Annotated in this window: 11 protein-coding genes and 2 pseudogenes; 8 read left to right on the top strand and 5 right to left on the bottom strand. The window is 59.2% G+C overall.

The features are described 5' to 3' along the window. Positions 1-14: 14 nt before the first annotated feature. The 3 genes from RH90_RS20440 to RH90_RS20430 are packed head-to-tail and all read right to left on the bottom strand — an operon-like array spanning position 15 to position 5,196. Positions 15-812: an SDR family oxidoreductase gene (locus RH90_RS20440; RefSeq protein WP_010188663.1), complete on the bottom strand. Its 798-nt coding sequence runs from the start codon at positions 810-812 to the stop codon at positions 15-17. Further along, on the bottom strand, positions 809-2,629 hold the full coding sequence (locus RH90_RS20435; protein ID WP_029625543.1) for a flavin-containing monooxygenase: 1,821 nt from the start codon (positions 2,627-2,629) through the stop codon (positions 809-811). The genes RH90_RS20440 and RH90_RS20435 overlap by 4 nt, the downstream gene beginning before the upstream one ends. Before the next feature lie 8 nt (positions 2,630-2,637). After that, complete coding sequence (locus tag RH90_RS20430) at positions 2,638-5,196, bottom strand: TonB-dependent receptor (RefSeq protein ID WP_029625542.1); 2,559 nt, start codon at positions 5,194-5,196, stop codon at positions 2,638-2,640. 82 nt (positions 5,197-5,278) lie between these two features. On the opposite strand from RH90_RS20430, the gene RH90_RS20425 reads away from it, so the two are divergent. The 6 genes and pseudogenes from RH90_RS20425 (at position 5,279) to RH90_RS23710 (ending at position 10,898) form a co-directional block, all read left to right on the top strand. Beyond that, positions 5,279-5,989 (top strand): TetR/AcrR family transcriptional regulator, encoded by a 711-nt coding sequence (locus RH90_RS20425; RefSeq protein WP_081477054.1) that lies wholly within the window; start codon positions 5,279-5,281, stop codon positions 5,987-5,989. A 527-nt stretch (positions 5,990-6,516) separates the two neighbouring features. After that, positions 6,517-7,024, top strand: a pseudogene (locus RH90_RS24485) (transposase); the annotation flags it as partial. Positions 7,025-7,115: 91 nt separating this feature from the next. Beyond that, positions 7,116-7,514 (top strand): STAS/SEC14 domain-containing protein, encoded by a 399-nt coding sequence (locus RH90_RS20420; RefSeq protein ID WP_010188659.1) that lies wholly within the window; start codon positions 7,116-7,118, stop codon positions 7,512-7,514. Positions 7,515-7,891: 377 nt separating this feature from the next. Then, positions 7,892-8,152, top strand: a complete 261-nt coding sequence (locus RH90_RS24715; protein WP_332306577.1) for a hypothetical protein — start codon at positions 7,892-7,894, stop codon at positions 8,150-8,152. 751 nt (positions 8,153-8,903) lie between these two features. Next, a pseudogene (locus tag RH90_RS20415) lies at positions 8,904-10,097 on the top strand (IS256 family transposase). A gap of 630 nt (positions 10,098-10,727) precedes the next feature. Next, positions 10,728-10,898: a hypothetical protein gene (locus tag RH90_RS23710; RefSeq protein ID WP_157134772.1), complete on the top strand. Its 171-nt coding sequence runs from the start codon at positions 10,728-10,730 to the stop codon at positions 10,896-10,898. A 205-nt stretch (positions 10,899-11,103) separates the two neighbouring features. Here the strand turns inward: RH90_RS23710 and RH90_RS20410 are convergent, their stop codons facing one another. Continuing rightward, complete coding sequence (locus RH90_RS20410; protein ID WP_010188657.1) at positions 11,104-11,712, bottom strand: FMN-dependent NADH-azoreductase; 609 nt, start codon at positions 11,710-11,712, stop codon at positions 11,104-11,106. 114 nt (positions 11,713-11,826) lie between these two features. Here RH90_RS20410 and RH90_RS20405 point away from each other — a divergent pair, with 114 nt between their 5' ends. Next, positions 11,827-12,741, top strand: coding sequence for a LysR family transcriptional regulator (locus RH90_RS20405; RefSeq protein ID WP_010188655.1), 915 nt, complete (start codon positions 11,827-11,829; stop codon positions 12,739-12,741). An 84-nt stretch (positions 12,742-12,825) separates the two neighbouring features. Then, positions 12,826-13,782: a glutathione S-transferase family protein gene (locus tag RH90_RS20400; RefSeq protein ID WP_010188653.1), complete on the top strand. Its 957-nt coding sequence runs from the start codon at positions 12,826-12,828 to the stop codon at positions 13,780-13,782. Positions 13,783-14,231: 449 nt separating this feature from the next. Here RH90_RS20400 and RH90_RS24115 read toward each other — a convergent pair. Continuing rightward, the coding region (locus RH90_RS24115; protein WP_010188651.1) for a hypothetical protein at positions 14,232-14,506 on the bottom strand (275 nt) is incomplete at its 5' end.

Below are 14,506 nucleotides of genomic sequence, written 5' to 3'. Positions count from 1 at the left end.
CTTATTTCAATGAATCAGCCCGCGGCAGTCATCGCCGCGAGCAGTGCAGTTCGCTCTTCGCGCACAAGCTCAGGCTCGGCCACGACCTGGAGATGGAAATCGCGCAATTCTTCCGGGATATACCAATGGACCCGGTCGGCTCTGTAGGCCTCCCAAACGGTCACGGCGACCTCGCGCGGAGTGACCAGCCGCCACATTCCTTCCGCAGGTGCCATCTGACGCAGCCCGTCCGACAGTAGGGGCGTGTCGATCAGCCCGGGAAGAAGGTCAGCTGCGCGCACGCCGTAGCGCTTTAGCTCGATCGACAGCGCCTCGGTTAAACCCCGCACGGCATGCTTGGTCGCCGAATAGACCGGGATGCCGGCCGTCCCGAAGATTGCCGACGATGAAGAGGTGGTCAAACAAAGCGATCCCGGAGTGTTCTTGAGGAGCGGCACGCCCGCGCGCACGCCGAGCATTACGCCAATAAAGTTGATATTGACGATGCGCATCACGTCGTCCCACGACTGTTCGTCGAGCAGCCCGCCGGCACCGATGCCGGCGTTATTAAACAACAGATCGAGCGAGCCTCCAGTCGCAATCGCAAACATATCAATCGCAGAGGACCATGCAGAGGCGTCTGTGACATCCAGCAGCTCGAACAGCCCGTTCGCATCACCGATCTCGGCGCGCAACGAGTCTAGCCCGCCGCGGTTTACGTCATAGCTACCAACGAACCACCCTTTTTCCGCGAACAATAGCGCCGTCTCACGCCCCATTCCGGACGCCGCGCCGGTGATGAAGATAGACTTACGCCCGGCAGCGGCGCTCATGCCGACTGACTCCGTGCGTGATCGCCATCAAGTTCCATACCGGCCAGATCCCCTTGTTCGCGCCATTCGCGCAACAGATTGACGAAAACTACCGGACCAGCACCGAACACGGCGCTTCGTGCAGCGGTATCCGAGGCACGTCCCTCATTGTTGTAATAGCCCGGCGTACAGGCCTCGATAAACTTGCGCCGCGATTTGCCAAGCTGAACAATTGTCTCGACCCAGTCCTCTTCCGCCTCTGCGGTTGGCTCGACCGTCGACACCTTTCGCTTGATGCATTCCTCGACGATGTGCGCCAGATGCAGGGTCTGTTCGCTCAGCATATGCGGGAAGTTCGGTGACATCCCGGCCTGCGCCTGACTAATGATGAAGCAGTTGGGAAAGCCGCGCGTATGCATGCCGTGCAGCGTTGACAGTCCCTCGGCCCATTTGTCTGTCAGTGACAGGCCGCCGACGCCGCGGATTTCCATGCCCGATCGCTTTGCATAACTGCCCGCGACCTCGAAGCCAGTCGCATAAATCAGGCAATCGAGCGGATATTCGCGACCTGCGACCACCAGACCGCTCGGCGTTACTCGCTCGACCCCGCGCCCGTTTGTATCGACCAGCGTCACGTTTTCGCGGTTGAACACTTGGAGATATTCATCGTGGAAGCATGGCCGTTTGCAATAGAGGCTGAACCACGGCTTCAGCGCATCCGCGGTCGCAGGATCGGTCACGATCGCATCGATCCTGTCACGGATCTGTGCCATCTTCTCGAAGTCCGCCTGCTCCAAAAGCGTGCCAGGATCGAGGCCGTCGGTATTGTTGCCTAGCTTCTCCCGCACTGCGCGCGCGAGTACGGTCCAGCCGTCGCGAACTTGGTCGTCAGGCGGGAGCTGGGCCGTGAACTGCGCTGTGAAGTTTTCCATGCGCTCGCGCTGCCAGCCGGGCTTGAGGCCTTCTGCCCAGTTGGGGTCTGTCGGCGCATTGTCTCGTGCATCGACCGACGATGGAGTGCGCTGGAAAATATAAAGATGCCCAGCAGAACGGGCCAGCGGCGGAACGCACTGGATAGCAGTCGCACCCGTACCGATGATTCCAACGCGCTTGCCGACGAGCTTTTCGAGTGGCTCCGTTGCGCTCCCGCCGGTATACCCATAGTCCCATCGACTGGTATGAAAACTATGCCCCGAAAAAGTTTCGATGCCGGGAATATCCGGTAGCTTTGGCCGATTTAGCGGGCCGGTCGTCAGTACGACGAAGCGTGCCCGGACCTTGTCGCCGCGGTCAGTGACGATGGTCCACCGGGCCGCTCTGCCGTCCCAATCCAGCGATGTCACCTGTGTCGAAAAAAGCGCCTTGGAATACAGATCGAACTTCTGCGCAATCCGCACACAATGCTCGCGGATCTCGGGCGCCTTGGAGTAGCGCTCGACCGGCATATAGCCGGTCTCTTCAAGCAGCGGGAAATAGATGTACGACTCAATGTCGCAGGCAGCACCTGGATAGCGGTTCCAATACCACGTCCCACCGAAATCGCTGCCGGCTTCTGCAATGCGGATGTCACTCACACCGGCTTCGCCCAGGCGGGCGGCGGTCATCAACCCCCCGAATCCGCCGCCCACCACGAACACGTCAACGTCTTCCGACACCGGCGCACGCGGTGGTGCAGACCCATAGGGGTCATCCAGCATCCGGCCGACCCCCACGGCTGGGTCGCGGTACCGACGTTCCGCTGGACTGGTCGCGATGCGACGATCGCGCTCAATCCTGTACCGCTCCTTTAGTCCCTCGATATCAAGCGCCGGAGCTTTGTTAACCTCATTATAAGCCATGTTTTTCCTTAGAAGCGCTTGGTCAGCGTTACACCGTAAGTGCGCGGATCGTTCACATAACCGGTATAGCTGCCGTCCTGTGCAACGGTCGGGAATGACCCGACTAGCGTATTGTTTTGGGTCAAATTTCGCACCCAGAACAGCATGTCCACCTTCGCCGTCGCGCTTGTGAGACCAAGGCTCGCATTAACGTTGTTGAGACCATAGGTAGACAGATCCGGCGGGGTTGTTTCTGTAAGCTGTACCTTGCTCGCATAATCATATTCGCCGCGTAGGAACGCGCTAATGTCCGTCGTGATGCTGTGCGAAAGGGTTGCCGACGTTGAGAAGCTCCACTTCGAGATGCCCGCGGGTCGATCGCCAGAAAGGTCCCTGAACGCCGGGCGCTGGCCAGTCGTCGGGTTCAGTGGGCAGCGCGTGGTGTCATAGTTTACGCATGGCGCGCGCAGGAACGAATCGTACTTGGGATCAAGATAGGTGACGCTTCCTGTGACCGTGAACCAGGAGATCGGCCGATAAGATGCGTCAGCTTCGAATCCGCGAACCGATTCCTTGCCTGCGTTCACAAGGCTATAGCCCGTGCCCGTATAGGCGTTCGACTGGAAACCCTTGATGTCCTGCTTAAATACCGCGAGGTTAAAGAAGCCGCCGTGGAAGGCCGCTTTAAGGCCAGCTTCATAGAGCGTCACGTTTTCAGGGTCAGCGGTACGCCCGATGCCGTTTGCGTCTGGCGGACGGGCGTCTGTCGAAAGATTGTATGCTCCCGCCTTCCAGCCGGTCGAATAGCTGACATAGGCATTAACCGGGCCGAAGTCATAGGCCGCGCGCGCGAGATAGGTAACTTTGTCACCCTTCAGAATGCCGGACTCGTTAGCATTAGGATAGTTGACCGGGCCGTGATTTGCCGCGTTGCCATAGAAAAACTGCAGCGTCCCGAGCGCTCCATAAAGGTTACCCGGCAGGCCAAGAGCCGAAAACTGGGGTACGTTCTGCAAATTTAGAAGCGAAAACGCGTCAGTCAACACGACGTTTGAGGTGGAGGCCTTTCGGTCGTTTAGATAGGCGACACCGCCCGTGACAGTCAGGTGATCGGTGACCTTAAAGTCTGCTTGCCCGAAAATTGAAAACGAATCCTGATTCAGCGTGTACGGCGCGGTTACCGCCTGGCCCGCTTGAAAATAAGTCCTTCCAGGTACGATCGACGGCGTCACGAGGCTCTGCAGAAACTCCAACGCGTAAATGTTCGAGCGGCCGGTTAGCGCCGGACGCAGCGGAGCTGGCAGCGCGCCAATTAAAGCAGCGGGTACTTGGCCGCTCAAACCATCTGCGTACGCCCGAATCTGATTGCCGAAGTTTATCGTGCTCCGCGTGTCGAGGTTTTCGTGATCATAAAAGCCGCCAATAAGCCAACTAAACGGTCCCTTACCCGCGGACGCAACGCGAAACTCCTGTGTGAAGGTCTTAATGCGCGTGCGGTCAACACGGTTCGACAGATCCGCGCCGGTGAAATCGACATCCTGGGCGCCGCTATCCAGCTGATCACGGTATGCCGTTATCGACGTGAACTTTGCGAAACCCGCGTCATAGTCAATCTGTCCGGAAACGCCTTTTCCGATGATGCGATTGGTCGGAGTCTGGTTGAGTGCGATATTGCGATCGAACTTTGTCGCTGGGTTGCTGACCGCGGCTCCGAGTCCGAATGGCGCGGGGGCAGCGATAAATTGCGTCGCCGGTCCATTAAACAACTGTACTGTACCGCAACACCGTTCGGTAATCTCGTTATAGTCACCGATGATCCGTACCGACAAATTCGATGTCGGATTCCACAACACATCGGCACGCACCGACCCGCGGTTGCGGTCATTGACGCCCTGGCTGGTGACGACGTTTTGATAAAAACCGTCTCTCTGGTTGACGGTGCCCGATAGACGCACGGCAACGGTACTGGAAAGGGGGCCCGTCGCGGTCGCTTTAGCAATCATTTGGCCATAGTTGCCTACAGTCAGATCGACGCGACCTCCAAAGTCAAATTGGGGGCGCTTGGTGACGATGTTGATCGCCCCCGCCGACACGTTCTTGCCAAACAAGGTGGATTGCGGCCCGCGAAGCACTTCGATCCGCTCGATTTCGGGAAGGTCGTTAAGCGATGCAGCGCTGCGCGACCGATAGACGCCATCGATGAAGACACCGACCGACCCTTCAATGCCGACATTGCCATTGCCATTGCCGAAGCCGCGAATGATGAAGTTGGTCTGGCCGACCGCGTTGAATTGCGCGACCTTGAGTGATGGGACAACGGACTGAAGATCAATCAGGTCGCGGATCTGTGCTCGCTCGATCGTCTGTGCACTCGTCACCGAAACCGAGATCGGCACATTCTGTAACGTTTGCTCGCGCTTGGTTGCTGTGACGATGATGTCATCGTTCGCATCGGCTTGAACGCTCGCTTGAGCCTGCGGCGCTGACGTTAGCGGCGACACGCTACCAGACTTGGCCACCTGTGCTGTCGCTGGCATGGCCGCCACTAACGCCGCAACTGACGCCCCATAAAGCCCAAATCTCTTCATGTTGGTTCCTCTCCCGCTCCGCCCGCCTATGCCGGGTCTCACGCCTTCTATCACACGCTAGAGTTTCTAGTTCAAGGTAGAAATGCAGATCCTGTGGTTGTGTGTCTCAGCCAGCCTCGTAAAACCCCCTAAAAACCAGTCGAGGCAAACGGAATTGAAACCAGCGTCCCCATTACCGATCGAGACACGATCGCTCGACAGCAAACCCCTTGCCCGCGGACGCAAATCCGCGAAGAAGCGCGAGACAATTGTTCGAGCCGCGATCGAGATTATCAACGAAAAGAGTTTCGCGCTGGCAACAATGTCCGATATTGCAGCAAGCATCGATCTTAGGGATGCGACGCTCTATTATTACTTCCCAAACAAGCAGACGCTGGTTTACGAGTGCCACGTTCGATCGCTCGCGCGTTTTGAACGGTTGATTGTCGATGCGGCCGCGTTTGAGGGACCCGGTATGGCTCGAATCAAACAGTTCGTTCGGACTCTGATCGACGACTCATTCCAGAACGGCCCCCAACTGTATTTCGGCGACTATTCATACCTTGAGCCGATCCATCGGGACAATATCGCAAAGTGGGCTATCCGCCTGCGGGATATGCTCGAAGATATTTTAAGGCAGGGAATGGCAGACGGTTCGATCGTTCAGTGCGAAACTGGCCTCGTCGTGCAACTTATCCTGGGCATGCTCATCTGGTTGGCCAAATGGGCGTCCGATGTCCACAAGTTAACGCCCGACCGCTTAATGGCGGCTATCGAAGCGTTCTCGTTCCATGGGTTGGAGAGCAGAGGCTAAAGCAGCGGATTTTCATCTACGGCTGATAAAAAAAAGGACCGGTAAACCGGCCCCTTATAGGTGGGAGAGGATGCCTAAAAGGCACGCTCGTTGTGCAACGCAGCATATCATCTGTCAAGTCTCTATTAGAAAAACGACCTGTTACATTGCGTTTTCTCGGTAAAAGAGATTAAGCCGTCGTAATTATACTCTGACGCAGACCGGTTGTGCGAGCACGAACTCGGCTCTGAGCAGACGGTGCGCGAGCGTCCGATGTGAGTGGTCGGCTTCCTCAAGCTGACCGCGATAGATTGGCGATTGGGCGAACGTTCGTCGCGACCGTCAAGTTCGCCTTTGCTGTGAGCATCGTTTGTAGATAGGCTTCGGAACGAGACGCTACTCGTTTTCGTCACAACCTTCTGAAATTGCAAAAGAACAATAACTTTTAAGGGCCCCGATTGGCGCTGATCGGAATTTTTACAAATAGCGGATATCGATCTTCCACAGCAGATTCCGCCGTGAATGATTGAGGCTTGCTTTCGACGCATATCCACAGCCAACCGGTGGAGACCACGGACTGCGGCGGTGCTCGCGGCCCTGATGCTGGCAAAAAGATTTAGCGGCGCAAGCGCCACATTCTCAGCGACATCTGCGATTGCCTGGACATCGTACCCGCGGATGCCGCCGATATTGGGGCCGGGACGGCGCTGTCGCTGTGCTCAAGGCGATCCGCCGGCGCTTCCCGTGGCTGCGTCATGTCTTCGCTAATGGTAGCTATGCCGGTCAGAACTACGCGGCGCGACAGCCCGCTATGGCAACTGGACTATCGATATCGTCAAGCGATCTGATGCCGCCAAAGGCGTCGAGATTCTGCCACGGCGATAGGTAATCAAGCTGACCTTCGCAAGGCTTGAGCGATGCCGATACTCGGCCAAATGCTGGAAAAGCTCCAACTTTTCATGAACTCCATGGGCGCTGTTCGTGTCCATTCGCATATTCACCCGTCGAACCGCAAGACACTGCTATGCTTCAGAAACCTGCCAATTCGGGCTCTAAACCCGTCCTTTATTCCACCACATGTTCGTTTGCCATCTTACCTTTGATAGTGTCCTTTATCGGAGGTAGGAAACGGGGTAAGAGATGGGGCATGATTGCACCCCACTATAAAATCGATGTTGATATAAAAAGACGGTTCGTCCGCCTGACTCTCTCAGGCTTTTGGGATCGAGCAACGTTCGACCGATATACTCAGGAAGTCGAAGGTTTGGCGCGTGAAGCGATAAGGGCCGGAAGGGTGCGTCAGGATTACCGCGTCCTCCTCGATCTCAGAAATCACGGCGTACAGTCGCGCGAGATTGCCGCTGAAATTGAGGCTGGTTTAATTCGCAATGCGTCGCCGAAGCAGCGGCATGCCGTGCTGATCTCGGATTCGGCGCTACATAAAAGCCAGGTGCAGCGACTCGGCTCCGCCACCGACGCCCGCCTATTCGAGAATGAGCAGGATGCGCTGGCGTGGCTGCTGGAAGCGCCCGACAGCGCTGCATGAATCAGCTTGTCCCTACCCTCTTCCGCGTTCGCGCTGCATGTGCCTGGGCCGGTCGTCATCGAGGCTGATGGCCTTCCTGCGCCCAACTCTCACGTGATTGATATCGTTTTCCCCAGCGATTCGATTAAGAGCTTGCTGGTCCCTTGAACACGATCGTAAGACGATTCAAGGCCTACATTATCGTGGATAAGACAACTCGATGTCGTGTGCCGCTATAGCGAAAATCCGTCTTGCCGAGCCTGTCGACCTGGCCGCGATTATTGCATTTGATGCCTTTCCCGGAGATCGCGTTGTCGAAATCGTAGAGCGGCGTATGCTCGTTATAGAGGCAGATGGCCAAAATTTAGGGCTACGCATCGTGGCAAAAGAATGGTTGCATTGGCAAGGACTACGTAAACAAACTCGTCGTCAACGAGGGGAGCCGGCGTCAAGGTCTGGCTAAGCAGCTTGTCACTGCGCTCGACACCGCTTTGACCGGCAGAGTGTTCATTTCCGCACCAGCCGGAAACATCGCAGCGGTTCGACTGCTGGAGGCCACCCAGTGGGTACGCGCGGGCGAAATTAAATGTCTTTTGCCATCGGGAGAAGCCGAGGTATTCTTTTACAGGGACCTGAGCGGCGATCTATTTCCGCAATGAGTAAAATAATCCCATTTTACGCGCTTAGGGCCGCATTGCGGGCCGCTGGTAGTAGCCGCCAACGATCATGCGAAGCGCCTGTTTTGTGAACGCTTCGCAACCCGTAACCCGCATACCCGCTGTGTCTATACGCGTGCGACGGGCAAAACTTTAATTTGGTGCAAAGCGCGCGGCGTGGCCTCGGTCGCGGCGCTATAGCCACTGCAAGTCGCAGCGTGGATCGAACGGCTTGGCACGAAGTGAGCGCCTACCGTCAGGCAGCGGCGCTGGCCTACGCCACCTGATTGATTGGCTAGGGACGGACCTCTTGGTACCCGTGAACCCGGCTGCGTTGGTACGCGGACCGGCGCACAGTGTTCGACGGGATCGGCGTGACGACTCCGGCAGGATCGCAAAAGCTCCGCTGCGATTGATCGGCCTCTTCGTTTGCACCAATCTGCCGCGCTCACCATGCGCGTGAAGGACGTGTTGATGTATAACTGCGGCCTATAGGTCGGGTTATATTAGAAGGACGGAAAGCGCCACCATATGCCCGGTCACCGCCATCTTGAGCGGTATCTGGCCGCGTATCTCGACGGGTACGAGCTGCGCGACTATTGCAGGGGCCACCCTTCCGTACGACCGCGGGGAGGACCCAGCAACTTAGAGGTAGTGCCCCGGGACGTGGTGTAGGAAGCGGCCCCGGATGAGGTGGCCATCGCCGGTCTTCGGCTAGGTTTCGGATGCGAACTCCAACCTGGAGAAGACGACGATGACCGATGCCAAGATGGCCCTGCTCGAGCTGGTCGAGCAAGAGGCGGATGCTGACCTGGTGCGCGAGATGCTGGCGTTTGCCGCCGAGCGCATGATGGATCTGGAGATCGAGGCGAAGACGGGTGTCCCGGTGGGCACCCGCTCGCCCGACCGTCTGAACCACCGGAACGGCGACCGTGACCGCAACTGGGACACGCGTGCCGGCCGGATCGAGCTGGCGGTCCGAAGCTGAGGAAGGGCAGCTACTTCCCGAGCTTTCTGGAGCCGCGCCGGACAGCGGAGAAGGCGTTGGTGGCGGTGATCCAGGAAGCCTACATCCAGGGCATCTCGACGCGCTCGGTCGACGACCTGGTGAAGGCGATGGGCGGAACCGGCCTCTCGAAGAGCCAGGTGAGCCGGCTGATCACCGAGATCGACGAGCGGGTGAACGCCTTCCTCAACCGCCCGATCGAAGGCGAGTGGCCGTACCTGTGGATCGACGCCACCTACCTGAAGAAGCGCGAAGGCGGCCGCATCGTCTCGACCGCGGTGATAGTGGCGGTGGGCGTCAACACGCTCGGCAAGCGCGAAGTGCTCGGCGTCGCGAGCGGTCCGTCCGAGGCCGAACCCTTCTGGAAGAGCTTCCTGCGCTCGCTCGCCGATCGCGGCCTGCGCGGCGTCAAGCTCGTCATCTCCGACGATCACAAAGGACTGCGCAGCGCCGCAGGCAAGGTGTTCACCGCGACCCAACAACGCTGCCGGGTGCACTGGATGCGCAACGCGCTGGCGCATGTCGGTGCCAAGCAGCGCCCCGCCGTCGTCGCCATGCTCAAGACGATCTTCGCCCAGGAGAGCGCCGAGGCTGCCCACGAGCAGTGGCACCACGTCGCCGATGCGCTGCGCGAGCGATACGAGAAGCTCGCCGTGATGATGGACGGCTCGCGCGAGGAGGTGCTCGCCTACATGGCGTGCCGAAGGAGCACTGGCCGCAGATCTCGTCCACAAACCGCTCGAACGCGTCAACAAGGAAATCAAGCGCCGGGCCGACGTGATCGGCATCTTCCCCAATACCGCCGCGGTCATCCGCCTCGTCGGCGCGCTCATGCTCGAGCAGAACGACGAGTGGTTGGTGTCGCGCCGCTACATGACGCTGGAAACGATCGGAACGTTGAGCGATAACCCGCGTATCAGCCTGCCAGCACTGACAGCCTGATCATCCTTGGCTCTGACCGAGGATCGGTGTTCTTACACCACGTCATGGGGCACTACCCAACTTAGACATCCCTCAGCCCTAGGCGAATGCGTTCCAGATGATGCGCATTCATGCCGTCGCCGTCGATTGCGACAGATATTGGCAACCACTTTTTTCTAGCGACCAGGATAACTGAATATATAAAAACGCCGGCACACTGGGACGCCCGGCAACGCTGGCAAACCCTGCGTTAACCCGCACCACCCATCTCTACGATCGCCGGGCCGGTGACCTGACCCTGTGGTGCGAATAGGGGTCGAAACGGGACCCCATCATTTCGCGGCAGAGCCGATTGCGAAACCATGACAATCTAGAAAATAATTCGGTGTCCCGTATCGGCGCCGATCGGGACCCCCGATCAACCTGGTTCGGTTCGCTGCACAATGATTAAGTCGTATCCCGTCGGGGTACCGCTTCGACTCCTATACAAAGCATTGGTCAAACACCTGTTGCGGGGTGATGGCCGCTATGTCCATCCGCTTCGCGCAGCGCTAAACGATTTCAACCCGTTCAACTCGATCCGGCCGGTATGGCCTGTCGAGCGGCGCGCTCGACGCGCCCTAGCCGAAGACGCTCAGGCTCGATGAAATCATGATCGACTGGATGGTTGCCGGCCTGCAGGAACGGTCTTCGCTGTTCGCGGGATTGCGAAAAGAGGCCACCCCACGCCCAGATCTACCCCACCGCGCCATCCGAGGTGCGGCAGGAGCCGCGATGTTCGCCAATGTTCATCCGCAGTCCGGTCTATGGGACGCGCTGTAGCACACTGCTCGCGATCGAAGACTATGACGCCGGCATCATAGCGGAGCGGCGATACACTCCAGCGGGAGAGGTCGCGGGCGAAACGAGCCTCAGCTTCGCATGGCTGCAACTAGCTCTGCTAGGGCGGCGAAGCCGGCAGCCATCAGCTTTGTTCCTATCACCGTTGCGCCGGGACGTTGCCCTTGGGGGCAACGTCCCCCGCTGATCAGGCCGCGGCCTCCATGTTGTATTTGTTTATTGGACGGGCGATTGCGACCAGGTCGCGGCGCGCGCCGGCCACCGCGCGGTCGCGCGCTTCTGGCCCCATGCCTACGCCCTCGGCACGAACGACCCGGATATCCGTGATGCCGACGAAGCCGAGCACGCCGCGCAGATAGGATTCCTGATGCTCCAGCCCCGCCATCGCGGCGTTCCCCTCGAAAGCGCTCCCGCGCCCGGAGACGATGAACGCCGTCTTCCCGCCGGCCAGGCCCTTGGGGCCCTGTTCGGAATAGCTGAAGGTATGGCCGGCGACGACGATGCGGTCGATCCATGCCTTCAAAGTGCTGGGCACGCCGAAATTATACATTGGGGCGCCGATCACCAGCACGTTGCTGGCGAGGAATTCGCTGAGATGCTCGTCGTTGAACTCGTCAGCGCCGCGCAGCGCCAAGTCGCCGCCGCTGAGGTGCGTGATCGGCTCCGCGGCGAGGTCGCGATAGGTTACGTTCGCTTCCGGGCTGGCGGCACGCAGTTCGCCGACCAGCGCCGCCCCGAGGTCACGCGTGACCGAATTGGCACCGAGGATGCTCGAATCGATATGCAGGATGTTCACGAGTCCGTCCTTTTGGTTTGCTTGTCTCAGGACGTCAGATAATCCTGCTATCCTGCTTGATCGAGGCTGCTAAGATGGACTATTGATTCAGGAAAGCTCAATGAAGGACGGCCCGTGGACCGACTGCGCGCGTTCGAAGTCTTTACCACCGTGGTCGCTCGCGGCGGCTTCGCCCGCGCCGCGGAGACGCTCGACACTTCGCCCGCCAACGTCACTCGCTACATCGCCGAACTCGAAACCTATCTCGGCACGCGCCTTCTTAACCGCAGTTCGCGTCGCATCTCGATGACCGAGGCCGGCGCTGCGCTCGACGAACGGTTGCGCCAAGTGCTCGTCGAGGTCGCCGAGGCCGAGGCGGCGGCCAGCGCCAGCGCGGTTACCGCGCGGGGCCGCCTTCGCATCAACGCGCCACTTAGCTTCGGCGTCATCCACCTCGCGCCGATCTGGCCGCTTTTCACGGCCGAGCATCCCGGGGTCGAGCTCGACATCACGCTGTCCGATCGCGTCGTCGACATGGTCGAGGAAGGCTTCGACCTTGTCGTGCGCATCTCGCGCGCCGGTTCGCAGACGCACGTGGCGCGCAAGCTGGCGTCGTCGCGCAGCCTCCTCTGCGCCGCGCCCGCTTATCTCGCCAAGCGCGGCAGCCCCACCGCGCCGGCCGATCTCGCCGACCATGACTGCCTGGCCTATTCCTTCTCTCAGACGCCGGGCGAGTGGCCTCTGTTTGAAACAAACGGTGCGGAGCATCGGGCGCGCTTCCGGCCCGCGGCACTGGCCAATAACGGCGAGACATTACGCGAACTGGCGATCGCCGGCGCGGGCATCGCCTCACTGCCGACCTTCATCGCCGGCGATGCGCTCCGCGCGGGCACATTGGTGCCGGTGCTGCCCGTGCTGCGCCCACCCGAGATTGACATCCTCGCGGTCTATCCCAGCCGTCGTCATCTCTCGGCCAAGGTCCGGCTCATGGTCGACTTCCTTGCCGGGGCCTTCCACGGCACGCCGTCCTGGGATGTGGCGTTCATTTAAGCTGAATGGACAGTTGCGGATTGGCCACTGGTTTGGAGAAACCTGAAGTCTAAATCCCTCGCCATCACTTCAAAGGATAAGACGGTGAAATTGTTGGTCGACGGAAAATGGCATGATCGCTGGTATGCGACGAAGGATAGCGGCGGACGCTTCATCCGCAGCGAGGCAGCTTTCCGCAGCTGGGTGACCCCAGATGGCGCGCCGGGGCCGAGCGGCATTGGCGGCTTCGTCGCCGAGCCCGGGCGCTACCATCTCTATGTCAGCTTGGCCTGCCCTTGGGCGCATCGGACGCTGATCATGCGCTCGCTTAAGGGACTGGAGGAAATGATCTCCGTATCGGTCGTCCATTGGCTGATGCTGGAGAATGGCTGGACCTTCGCCGACGGCCCGGGCGTGGTGCCTGACCCGCTAAACGGCGCCCGGCTCATGCACGAGATCTACACAGCCGCCGATCCCGACTATAGCGGCCGCGTCACCGTGCCGGTGCTTTGGGACAAGCATACGGCCACGATCGTCAGCAACGAATCGTCCGAGATCATGCGCATGTTCAACTCAGCGTTCGACGGAGTCGGCGCGCTGGCCGGCGACTATTACCCCAAGGCACTGCGCGGTAAGATCGATGCGCTCAACGACCGCATCTACGACACCGTCAACAACGGGGTCTACAAGGCGGGATTCGCCACCACCCAAGAGGCGTACAAAGAAGCGATCGCTCCTCTGTTCGCCTCGCTCGATTGGCTCGAGCAGATGCTGGCCGGCGGCCGCTATCTCACCGGCAACACGTTGACCGAGGCCGATATCCGCCTGTTCACTACCCTGGTTCGCTTCGACGCGGTCTACGTGGGCCACTTCAAATGCAACATCCGTCGCATCGCCGACTATCTCCGCGTGTCTGCATATGTCCGCGACATCTTCCATCTGCCCGGCATCGCCGCGACGGTGAATTTCGAGCACATCAAGCGGCACTATTACGAGAGCCACCGCAGCGTCAACCCGACCGGCATCGTGCCGGTCGGGCCGGATCTGGATTTCGTGCGATAGGCGTTGGAAGCGGCCGGATGGCCGGAAGCCGATCCGTCAGGGCCCCTCCCCGTAAGCGGGAGGGGCTACAGAATGCGCTCGTCAGCAGATTGGCCCGGGCTAGGTTTGAGTCAGAATGCGCGGATCATTAGGTATAGCGGCTCGCAATGATGATCGCCCGGAACTGGTATAGAGGGCGGTTTCAGGATCACATTGCTTCAGCCGGATCGATGCGAAAAACGCGCATTCCATGGGACGGAAACCACATTCGGTGGGACGGACGCACAATGCTGATCCCCGCACTCACGAACGGCGAATGTGACGAAATGGGGCTGGCAGCTTTCATGCGCAACGTGGGCGCGGTAGTAATGATCGCGACTCGAGTTGGCTAAGCCGCAGCAGATCGTTATCGACGGGCTTAGCTGGCTTTCTTCAAGACGTCGTTAATCTCGAGTCGATAGCCATCGACCTTAAATGAAGATCTGTTTCACGCCGTTCGGTCGGAACTGGGGCGCGTGCTGTCCATTCATGTTTATCCAGGAAATGTGCTGCTCGGCGAGTTTTACGAACATCGCATCCATATCGCCACAGGCGATTGCTATGTTGTCCCAGCAACTATGATCGGATCGGGCGGTTCGATTTTCAACGATATGAAGCATGATCTTACCGCCAAATGCCAGCCAACGCTCTCTGGTGGCCATCGAATACAAATAGCTTGTAATTAATCGGCAGTCCAAGTCGGTCC

It is taken from the genome of Sphingomonas sp. PAMC 26605, from assembly GCF_000241485.1.
Lineage (GTDB): Bacteria > Pseudomonadota > Alphaproteobacteria > Sphingomonadales > Sphingomonadaceae > Sphingomonas.
Note: the sequence above shows the minus strand (reverse complement) of the source record. Positions and strands in the feature narration are given on the sequence as shown.